Source organism: Streptomyces sp. NPDC005408 (assembly GCF_040606445.1).
In the GTDB taxonomy this organism is placed as follows: domain Bacteria; phylum Actinomycetota; class Actinomycetes; order Streptomycetales; family Streptomycetaceae; genus Streptomyces.
Genome location: NZ_JBEXEX010000001.1, coordinates 467,164 through 475,953 on the forward strand (window position 1 = coordinate 467,164; position 8,790 = coordinate 475,953).

General features: G+C 70.5%; 9 protein-coding genes. 2 read left to right on the forward strand and 7 right to left on the reverse strand.

All coding sequences use genetic code 11. From position 1 onward, the window contains the following. Positions 1-47 precede the first annotated feature (47 nt). On the forward strand, positions 48-1,460 hold the full coding sequence (locus ABZS64_RS02010; RefSeq protein ID WP_355822049.1) for an MFS transporter: 1,413 nt from the start codon (positions 48-50) through the stop codon (positions 1,458-1,460). Positions 1,461-1,568: 108 nt separating this feature from the next. Here ABZS64_RS02010 and ABZS64_RS02015 read toward each other — a convergent pair whose 3' ends face one another. The 7 genes from ABZS64_RS02015 to ABZS64_RS02045 form a co-directional block, all read right to left on the reverse strand. Beyond that, entirely contained in the window at positions 1,569-1,922 is a 354-nt protein-coding gene (locus ABZS64_RS02015) for an MmcQ/YjbR family DNA-binding protein (RefSeq protein ID WP_355822051.1), read from the reverse strand. Next, positions 1,919-3,217, reverse strand: a complete 1,299-nt coding sequence (locus ABZS64_RS02020; RefSeq protein ID WP_355822053.1) for a hemolysin family protein — start codon at positions 3,215-3,217, stop codon at positions 1,919-1,921. The genes ABZS64_RS02015 and ABZS64_RS02020 overlap by 4 nt, the downstream gene beginning before the upstream one ends. Continuing rightward, positions 3,214-3,711, reverse strand: coding sequence for an rRNA maturation RNase YbeY (ybeY, locus tag ABZS64_RS02025; protein WP_355822055.1), 498 nt, complete (start codon positions 3,709-3,711; stop codon positions 3,214-3,216). The genes ABZS64_RS02020 and ybeY overlap by 4 nt, the downstream gene beginning before the upstream one ends. Positions 3,712-3,724: 13 nt before the next feature. Further along, the gene (locus ABZS64_RS02030; RefSeq protein WP_355822057.1) at positions 3,725-4,741 is read right to left on the reverse strand and encodes a PhoH family protein; all 1,017 of its coding nucleotides are present in this window, start codon (positions 4,739-4,741) and stop codon (positions 3,725-3,727) included. 142 nt (positions 4,742-4,883) lie between these two features. Further along, positions 4,884-5,993, reverse strand: coding sequence for a PfkB family carbohydrate kinase (locus ABZS64_RS02035; RefSeq protein WP_355822059.1), 1,110 nt, complete (start codon positions 5,991-5,993; stop codon positions 4,884-4,886). A gap of 188 nt (positions 5,994-6,181) precedes the next feature. Next, positions 6,182-7,480, reverse strand: a complete 1,299-nt coding sequence (locus ABZS64_RS02040) for a glucarate dehydratase family protein (RefSeq protein WP_355822061.1) — start codon at positions 7,478-7,480, stop codon at positions 6,182-6,184. Further along, on the reverse strand, positions 7,477-7,653 hold the full coding sequence (locus ABZS64_RS02045) for a hypothetical protein (protein WP_355822110.1): 177 nt from the start codon (positions 7,651-7,653) through the stop codon (positions 7,477-7,479). Before ABZS64_RS02045 ends, ABZS64_RS02040 begins: the two co-directional genes overlap by 4 nt. A 100-nt stretch (positions 7,654-7,753) precedes the next feature. Between ABZS64_RS02045 and ABZS64_RS02050 the strand changes: the two genes are divergently transcribed. Further along, positions 7,754-8,581 carry an IclR family transcriptional regulator gene (locus ABZS64_RS02050; protein ID WP_355822063.1) on the forward strand — a complete coding sequence of 276 codons (828 nt, stop codon included), beginning with the start codon at positions 7,754-7,756 and terminating at the stop codon, positions 8,579-8,581. Positions 8,582-8,790 lie beyond the last annotated feature (209 nt).

Consider the following 8,790-nt stretch of genomic DNA (forward strand, 5'->3'; position numbering starts at 1 on the left):
AAGTTCCCGCTCCCCACGGCTGTTCCTGTGGCCGGAAGGTGTTGCGCATGGCAATCGACACCTCCGCCCCCTCCATTGAACCCTCCGCCGAATCCTCCGCGCCGCCGAAACTGTCCGGCCGCGCCAAGCTGATTCTGTTCGTGCTGTGCGCCGCCCAGTTCATGGTGGCGCTCGACTTCTCCGTACTGAATGTGGCGCTCCCCGTCCTCGGCAAGGACCTGGGCATGAGCCAGTCCGCGCTGCAGTGGGCGGTCACCGCGTTCGCTCTGCCCTCCGGCGGCTTCCTGCTGCTCTTCGGCCGGACCGCCGATCTGTACGGGCGGCGCAAAGTGTTCCTCACCGGTCTGGCCGTCTTCGGCACGGCGTCGCTGCTCGCGACCTTCGCCTGGGACCCGGCGTCCTTCCTCGCCGGGCGCGCCCTGCAGGGCCTGGGCGCGGCGGCGATCGTGCCGACCGGGATGTCGCTGCTCACCACGACCTTTCCCGAAGGCCCGCAGCGGGACCGGGCATTGGGCATCAGCGGCACGCTGCTGTCCCTCGGCTTCACCATCGGCATGGTGCTCGGCGGCGTGATGACCGACACGCTGGGCTGGCGCTCCACGATGGGTCTGCTCGCCGTCGCCGCGGTGATCGTCCTCGTACTGGCGCCGGGTCTGCTGACGGAGTCCCGGCACCCGGAGCGGCCGCGGCTCGATGTGCCCGGCGCGGTCACCGTCACCGGCGGGCTGCTCGCGGTGATCTACTCGCTCTCGACGGCGGCCGACCGTGGCTTCGGCGGAGTGGACGTCGTGGTCACGCTGGTGGCGGGGATACTGCTGCTCGTCGGCTTCGTGGTGGTCGAGTCCCGGTCGGCGGCGCCGCTGGTCTCGCTGCCGATGCTGCGGCGGCGGACGGTGGCGTGGGGCAACCTGGGCGGCCTCGTCACCTTCTCGATGATGTCGACGGTCGTCTTCGTGCTGACCCTCTACCTCCAGGAGGTCCTGGAGCTCTCGGCCTTCCGTACGGGTCTGGTCTTCGGCGTCCAGGGAGTCCTGTCGGCCCTCGCCGGTGCGTACGCCCCGAAGCTCATCGGCCGCATCGGCGCGCGGCGCACGCTGGTCGTCTCGCTGCTCGGCCAGGGCGTGTTCGTGGCGGCGCTGCTGGGCATCGGCCGGGAGTCGGGCGCGCTGCTGGCCACGGTCGCCGTCTCGCTGGCGAGCGTGTGCCACCTGGGCGCGATCATCTCGTACGGCCTGACGGTGACGTCGGGCGTCCCGGACGAGGAACAGGGGCTTGCGACGGGGCTCGTCACGACGACGCAGCAGGTGGGGATCACGATCGGGATCCCGCTGCTGGGGGTGCTGGCGACGACGGGGTCCGACCTGCTGTCGGGCGCGCGGACGGTGCTGGCGCTGGACGCGGTGATTGTGGTGGGGGCGGGGCTGCTTGTCGCCGTTGGCCTGCGGAAGTCGCGGGCCTGACGGTTCGCCTGGAGGGCGGGCCTTGCCCCCACCCCGCTGGATGTGCGGCTCGGCCGCATTTCCAGCCCGTCCGGCGCTTGAGGACACGCGCGAAGCGCAGGCGAACCGTCAGGGGCGGTCAAGGCGCAGTCTGACCGTCTTCGGGAGGCCCGCCACCACCAAGTCGTAGGAGTCTTCGATCAGCTCGCGGACCAGCCGCTCCGGCAGCTCCCCCACCGTCACCGTGTTCCAGTGGCGCTTGTTCATGTGATAGCCCGGCACGATCGCCGCATGGTCGGCGCGCAGCTGAACCGCAATCTCCGGCTCACACTTGAGGTTCACCTTCAGCGGCACCCCGTCCAGCGCACTTAGCGCGAACAGCTTCCCGTGCACCTTGAAAACCGATGTCTCGGGCCCGAAGGGAAACTCCTCCACCGCCGCGTTGAATTCGAGGCAGAACGCCCTCAGTTCCTCCGCCTTCACCGGGCCGCATCCCCCTCCGGCCGCTTCGGCAGGGGCTCCGCAAGCACCGTCACGATCTTGTTCCGGCGGCCGGCCGGGGACTCCGCCGTCAGGCGCAGCTCGCGGCCGTCCGGCAGGTCGACCACCGCGGATGCTCCCGCGATCGGGACCCGGCCGAGTGCCTTGGCCAGGAGGCCGCCGACCGTCTCCACGTCCTCGTCGTCGAGTTCGTCGAGGCCGTAGAGCTCGCCGAGGTCTCCGATGTCGAGCCGGGCGGTCACCCGGAAGCGCCCGTTGCCGAGTTCCTCGACCGGCGGGAGTTCACGGTCGTACTCGTCGGTGATCTCGCCGACGATCTCCTCCAGGATGTCCTCGATGGTGACGATCCCGGCCGTGCCGCCGTACTCGTCGATGACGACGGCGACATGGTTGCGCTCCTGCTGCATCTCCCGCAGCAGATCGCCCGCGTTCTTCGTGTCGGGCACGAACGCGGCGGGCCGCATCGCCGTCGACACCAGGTCCGCCTCGGAGTCCCGGTTGATGTGTGTCTTGCGGACCAGGTCCTTCAGGTACACGATCCCGACGATGTCGTCCTCGTTCTCCCCGGTCACCGGGATCCGGGAGAATCCGGAGCGCAGCGCGAGCGTCAGTGCCTGCCGGATGGTCTTGAAGCGTTCGATGCAGACCAGGTCGGTCCGCGGGACCATCACTTCGCGTACGAGTGTGTCGCCGAGCTCGAAGACGGAGTGCACCATCCGGCGCTCGTCGTCCTCGATGAGCGACTCCTGCTCGGCGAGGTCCACCATCGCCCGCAGCTCCGCCTCGCTCGCGAACGGGCCCTTGCGGAAGCCTTTTCCGGGCGTGAACGCGTTGCCGAGGAGGATCAGCAGTTGTGGGATCGGGCCCATGATCCTGGCGAGCGGGAGCAGGACGTACGCCGCGGCCGTCGCGGTGTTCAGCGGGTGCTGGCGGCCGATGGTGCGCGGTGAGACGCCGACGGCGACGTACGAGACGAGGACCATCACCCCGATCGCGACGGTCAGCGCCTCCCAGGTCTCGGAGAACTCCTGCAGGCAGGCGTAGGTGACGAACACCCCTGCCGCCATCTCGCACGCCACCCGCACCAGCAGGGCGACATTGAGATAGCGGGTGGGGTCGGCGGCGACCTGTGCCAGCTTCGCGGAGCCGCGCCGTCCCGAGCGGACGGCCTCGGCGGCGCGGAAGCTGGAGGTGCGGGCGATGCCCGCCTCGGCGCAGGCTGCCAGCCAGGCGACGACGACCAGCAGAATCGCACCGAAGATCAGTTGTCCGGTCATGAGACGGTCGGCGCCGGGGACGGACCGGAAAGGCCCTTCTCCGCCCGCCAGCCGTCGACGATCGCCGCCTGGAGCCCGAACATCTCGGCCTTCTCGTCCGGCTCCTCGTGGTCGTAGCCGAGCAAGTGCAGCGCCCCGTGGACGGTCAGAAGCTGGAGCTCCTCGTCCATGGAGTGCTGCGTCGGGGCCTCTTCGCCCTGCTTCTTGGCGACTTCGGGACAGAGCACGATGTCACCGAGGAGCCCCTGCGGGGGCTCCTCGTCGTCCTTGACCGGCGGACGCAGCTCGTCCATCGGGAAGGACATGACATCGGTCGGACCTGGCAGGTCCATCCACTGGATGTGCAGCTGCTCCATGGCCTCGGCGTCCACGACGATCACCGAGAGCTCGGAGAGCGGGTGGATACGCATCCGCGCGAGCGCGTAGCGGGCGACATCGAGGATCGCCTGCTCGTCGACCTCGGTTCCGGACTCGTTGTTGACGTCGATCGACATGGCGCTGTTCGGTCTACTTCCCGTTTTGGCTGTCGTACTTCTCGTACGCGTCGACGATACGGCCGACGAGCCTGTGCCGTACGACATCCTGCGAGGTGAGCAGCGAGAAGTGCACGTCGTCGACGCCGTCCAGGATGTCCCTGACCTGGCGCAGTCCGCTCTTCGTGCCACCAGGAAGGTCCACCTGGGTGACGTCGCCCGTGATGACGATCTTCGAGTCGAAGCCGAGCCTCGTCAGGAACATCTTCATCTGCGCGGGGTTCGTGTTCTGCGCCTCGTCGAGGATGATGAACGCGTCGTTCAGCGTCCTGCCACGCATGTACGCCAGCGGCGCGACCTCGATCGTGCCCGCCGCCATCAGCCGCGGGATCGAGTCGGGGTCGAGCATGTCGTGCAGCGCGTCGTACAGCGGGCGCAGATACGGGTCGATCTTCTCGTAGAGCGTGCCGGGCAGGAAGCCGAGCCGCTCGCCCGCCTCCACCGCGGGACGCGTCAGGATGATGCGGTTGACCTGCTTGGACTGCAGGGCCTGCACCGCCTTGGCCATGGCGAGATACGTCTTGCCGGTGCCGGCGGGGCCGATGCCGAACACGATCGTGTGCTTGTCGATCGCGTCGACATACCGCTTCTGGTTGAGCGTCTTGGGGCGGATGGTGCGGCCGCGGCTGGAGAGGATGTTCTGGGTGAGCACCTCGGCCGGGGTCTCCTCCGGCCCGTTGCCGTTCTCGCTCGCCTTGAGCATGGCGATCGAGCGTTCCACTGCGTCCTCCGTCATCGGCTGCCCGGTGCGGAGCACCAGCATCATCTCGTCGAACAGGCGCTGGATCAGCGCGACTTCCGCCGCGTCGCCGACCGCGCTCACCTGATTGCCCCGGACATGGATGTCGGCTGCCGGGAAGGCCTTCTCGATCACGCGCAGCAGGGCGTCACCCGATCCCAGGACCGTCACCATCGGATGCTTGGCGGGGACGGTGAACTGGGCTCGTGCCTGCCCCGGTGCTGGGGTCTGGGCTGTAGGTGTCTGAGTCATGGGCCGGCTCTAGGGCCTGCACATACCTCCCGTTGCAGGGTTCTCGCTGCTCGACAACCTCTGGGACACCAAGCCTACGACTTGGCACTGACAAGGCCGAGGGCTTTTCGGCGGGGCTCTGTCAGGGGCGCTGCGCGGAGCTCTACGCGGAGCGGCCGAAGCCGATGGTCGGGACGGCCCGGCGGAGCGGCCACGGCCTGGTCGGGGCGGGCAGCAGCGCCTCCAGGAAGGCGTAGCGCCGCAGGGCCGCCGGGTCCTGGTCGGCGACGCCCTGGACGTGCTGCCACCATGTCGCAACCTCCGACCAGCCGGGTGCGGAGAGTGATCCGCCGAACTCCTGCACCGACAGGGCGGCGGTCAGCCCGGCGAAGGCGAGACGGTCGGCGAGGGGCCAGCCTGCGAGGGTTCCGGTGACGAATCCGGCCACGAACACGTCCCCGGCGCCCGTCGGGTCGAGCGCCTCCACCGCGATCGCCGGGACCTGGGCGCTCTCGCCGGTCGCCCCGTCCACGGCGTACGCGCCCTCCGCACCCAGCGTGACGACGGCGAGCGGAACCCGCTCGGTGAGGGCGCGGGCGGCGGCACGGGGGCAGTCGGTGCGGGTGTAGCGCATCGCCTCCTCCGCGTTGGGCAGGAAGGCCTCGCAGTGCTCCAGATCGGCGAGGTCGGCCGGGTCCCAGCGGCCGGTGTCGTCCCAGCCGACGTCGGCGAAGACACGGGTGCCCTTGCGGGCGGCCTGGGCGATCCACTCGGCGCGGCCGGGGGCCAGGGACGCGACGGCGGCCCTGGCGGGCGGCGGGCAGTCCGGTGCGGGCTCGGGCGGCGGGGCCTCGTGGCCGTGGGAGACCATCGTGCGTTCGCCCTCGTACGCCATGGAGACGGTGACGGGCGAGTGCCAGCCGGGGACGGTGCGGGAGAGGGAGAGATCGATACCCTCGCCCTGTTCGAGGGCGTCCCAGCAGTACTCGCCGTAGTGGTCGTCCCCGAACGCGGCGGCGAGCGAGGTCCGCAGCCCGAGCCGGGCGAGGGCGGTGGCCATGTTGGCGACGCCGCCGGGGCTGGATCCCATACCGCGGGCCCAGGACTCGGTGCCGCGGACGGGGGCGGAGTCGAGGCCGGTGAAGATGATGTCGAGGAAGACGTTGCCGGTGAGGTAGACGTCGCAGTCGGGGTCGGCCGGGGTCCGCAGCGCCGCGAGCGGATCGAGGCAGGCGGCAGCGTGGTCCAGCCGGTCTCCGTTGCGAGTGGTCACCGTTCCGCTCCTGGTACGTGGTGCAGATCAGGCCAGTCTGCCTGATGGAGCGTGGCGGCGGCGGGCGGCGGGGCCGGGGGTGGGCCGGGTCAGGCTCCGGACGGCGCCGCCCGGGAGGCCGTGCCCGGGGCCGTACCGCGTGCCTCGCCAGGCGCAGGCGCGCGGCGGGCTCAGCCGGCGAGTGGGGGCTACCAGCGCGGGACGGGCGGTGCGACCCAGCCCGGTTCGGCGACCCGCATCGCCGCCGCGTCGTCGCGTTCGCGCATCGTGCCGTCGTCGTCGAGCCAGCGCCGGTGCAGGCGGGCGAGCTTGTCCCGGTCGAGCTCGACGCCGAGTCCCGGCAGGTCGCTGACGGCGAGACGGCCGTCCTTGAAGTCGAGGCGTTCGGTGATGACGTCCTCGGTCTGCCAGGGGTAGTGGCTGTCGCAGGCGTAGTCGAGATTGGGGACGACGGCCGCGACATGGGTCATCGCGGCGAGGCTGATGCCCAGGTGCGTATTGGAGTGCATGGACAGGCCAACGCCGAACGTCCGGCAGATCGCGGCCAGTTCACGGGTGTTGCGCAGCCCGCCCCAGTAGTGGTGGTCGCAGAGCACGACCTGTACGGCGCCCCGCGTGAAGGCCTCCGGGATCTCGGCGAAGGTGGTCACGCACATGTTGGTGGCGAGGGGCACGTCGGTGGCGGCGGCGACCGCGGCCATCCGGTCGGTACTGCTGGCCGGGTCCTCCAGATACTCCAGTACGTTCCCGAGTTCCTGCGCGACCCGCAGCGAAGTCTCCACCGACCAGGCCCCGTTGGGGTCGAGCCGCAGCGGCTGTCCGGGGAACGCCTCCGCGAGCGCCCGCACGGCTGCGATCTCCTGCTCGGGCTCGAAGACGCCGCCCTTGAGCTTGAAGGAGGCGAAGCCGTACTCGCGCGAGAAGCGTCTGGCCTGTGCGACGACGCCCGCCGGGTCGAGCGCCGCGCCCCAGTCGTCAGGCTCCCCCGCCCCGCCGGGGTGCTCGGCCCAGCGGTAGAAGAGATACGCGCTGTACTCGACTGCGTCGCGCACCTTGCCGCCGAGCAGCGCGTGCACGGGCAGTCCGAGTGCCTTGCCGAGGGCGTCGAGGCAGGCGACCTCGAAGCCGGAGACGACGGAGAGCCGCAGCTTGTCGGCGGTCTGCACGCCGCGCAGGCCGCCCACGTCGACGGCGTCCGCGCCGGTGGCCTCGGGCGAGTCGCCGCACACGAGATCGGCGAGCCGGTGCAGTCCGTTCACATCGCTGACCTGGCAGCCGGGCAGCGCCTCCGCCAATGGGGCTGCCAGATCGAGGTACTTGGTGTCTCCGTAGGTCTCGCCGACGCCGGTGACACCGTCCGCCGTGACCACTTCGACGATGAGGCGCGGGGTGTACGGCTGGTGCACACCCTGTGTGTTGAGCAGCGGCGGGTCGGCGACGAGGATCGGGGTGAGCCGCACCTCGGTGATCGTCAGGTCCTGCGTCATGCTGTCGCTCCTACGAGGTCGAGTCCGTACGCGAGCAGTGCTTCGAGGTCCGCGAGGTCGTCGAGGTCGAGGCCGCCGTCCGCGCGGAAGCTGGTGAGCGGGAAGGCCAGTACGCCGCGCGCCATGCCCTCTCTCAGTCGCGCGGCGACGGCTACTTCCGTGGCCTGCCTCATGCCGTCTCCCTATGTAGACAAGGTACATGTATGAGAATGGAGACTAGATACGCGAACTGGGACCGTCAATGGGCCGGACTGCGCGGCTTACGATCGGCGCATGTCGGAGACGGGCACGGGCGCGGCATCGCAGACAGGGCCGCAGACCGGCGGCGTACGCGAGGTGAAGTCGGCGGGCCGCACCGTCGAGCTGCTCGAAGTACTCGCGGCACGCGGCGACCGCCCCGCCCGGCTGCGGGAGCTCGCCGAGGAACTGGGCGTACCGCGGAGCAGCATGTACGCCCTGCTGCAGACGCTCATCGACCGCGGGTGGGTTCGCACCGACGCGACGGGATCGCTGTACGGCATCGGCATCCGCGCGCTGCTGACCGGCACGAGCTACCTGGACAGCGACCCGCGGGTGCGAGCCGCCCGCCCCTACCTCGACGAGGCGTCGGACGCACTCGGCGAGACGATTCATCTGGGGCGGCTGGACGGTGCGAACGTCGTCTATCTCGCGACGCGTGAGTCCCATGAGTACCTGCGCACCTTCAGCCGGGTGGGCCGGCGGTTCCCCGCGCATGCGGGGGCGCTGGGGAAGGCGCTGCTGGCGGAGCGGCCGGACGACCAACTCCCGCTGGGGGGTGATGGGTTGGAGGCGTTGACGCCCAACACCCGCACGGACCGGGCAGCCCTCGCCGCGGACCTCGCCGCGACCCGCGAGCGCGGCTACGCCGTCGACCGCGAGGAGGGCGTCCTCGGCATCGCGGGCTTCGGCTTCGCGCTGCGCTACGACGCCCCGGCGACGGACGCGATCAGCTGCTCGGTACCGGTGGCGCGGCTGACGCCGGAGCACGAGGGGCGGATCGTGGCGGTGATGCGGGAGGTACGGGGGAAGATCGAGTCGGGGGTACCGCACACGAACGGCGCCCCGGACTGGCGGGCCTAGGGGGTGCCGCTGCGCGGGGCTTGTTCCCCACCCCGCCCTCCCCCTACGGCCTGGCGGCCGTGGGAGGTACCCCCATCCCGGCTGTGACATTTGCGGCTCCGCCGCGTGGGGGGGGGCAAGCCCCAGACCCCCGTACGCGCTTCGCGCGTGTCCTCAAACGCCGGACGGGCTGAAATTCAGCCCCGCCGGCGTTTGAGGCGCGGGGTCTG

Excerpts from the sequence above, each read along its gene's own strand:
- ABZS64_RS02010 (WP_355822049.1), top strand. The coding sequence starts at position 48 with ATGGCAATCGACACCTCCGCCCCCTCCATTGAACCCTCCGCCGAATCC.
- ABZS64_RS02020 (WP_355822053.1), bottom strand. The coding sequence starts at position 3,217 with ATGACCGGACAACTGATCTTCGGTGCGATTCTGCTGGTCGTCGTCGCC.
- ybeY (WP_355822055.1), bottom strand. The coding sequence starts at position 3,711 with ATGTCGATCGACGTCAACAACGAGTCCGGAACCGAGGTCGACGAGCAG.
- ABZS64_RS02030 (WP_355822057.1), bottom strand. The coding sequence starts at position 4,741 with ATGACTCAGACACCTACAGCCCAGACCCCAGCACCGGGGCAGGCACGA.
- ABZS64_RS02040 (WP_355822061.1), bottom strand. The coding sequence starts at position 7,480 with ATGACGCAGGACCTGACGATCACCGAGGTGCGGCTCACCCCGATCCTC.
- ABZS64_RS02045 (WP_355822110.1), bottom strand. The coding sequence starts at position 7,653 with ATGAGGCAGGCCACGGAAGTAGCCGTCGCCGCGCGACTGAGAGAGGGC.
- ABZS64_RS02050 (WP_355822063.1), top strand. The coding sequence starts at position 7,754 with ATGTCGGAGACGGGCACGGGCGCGGCATCGCAGACAGGGCCGCAGACC.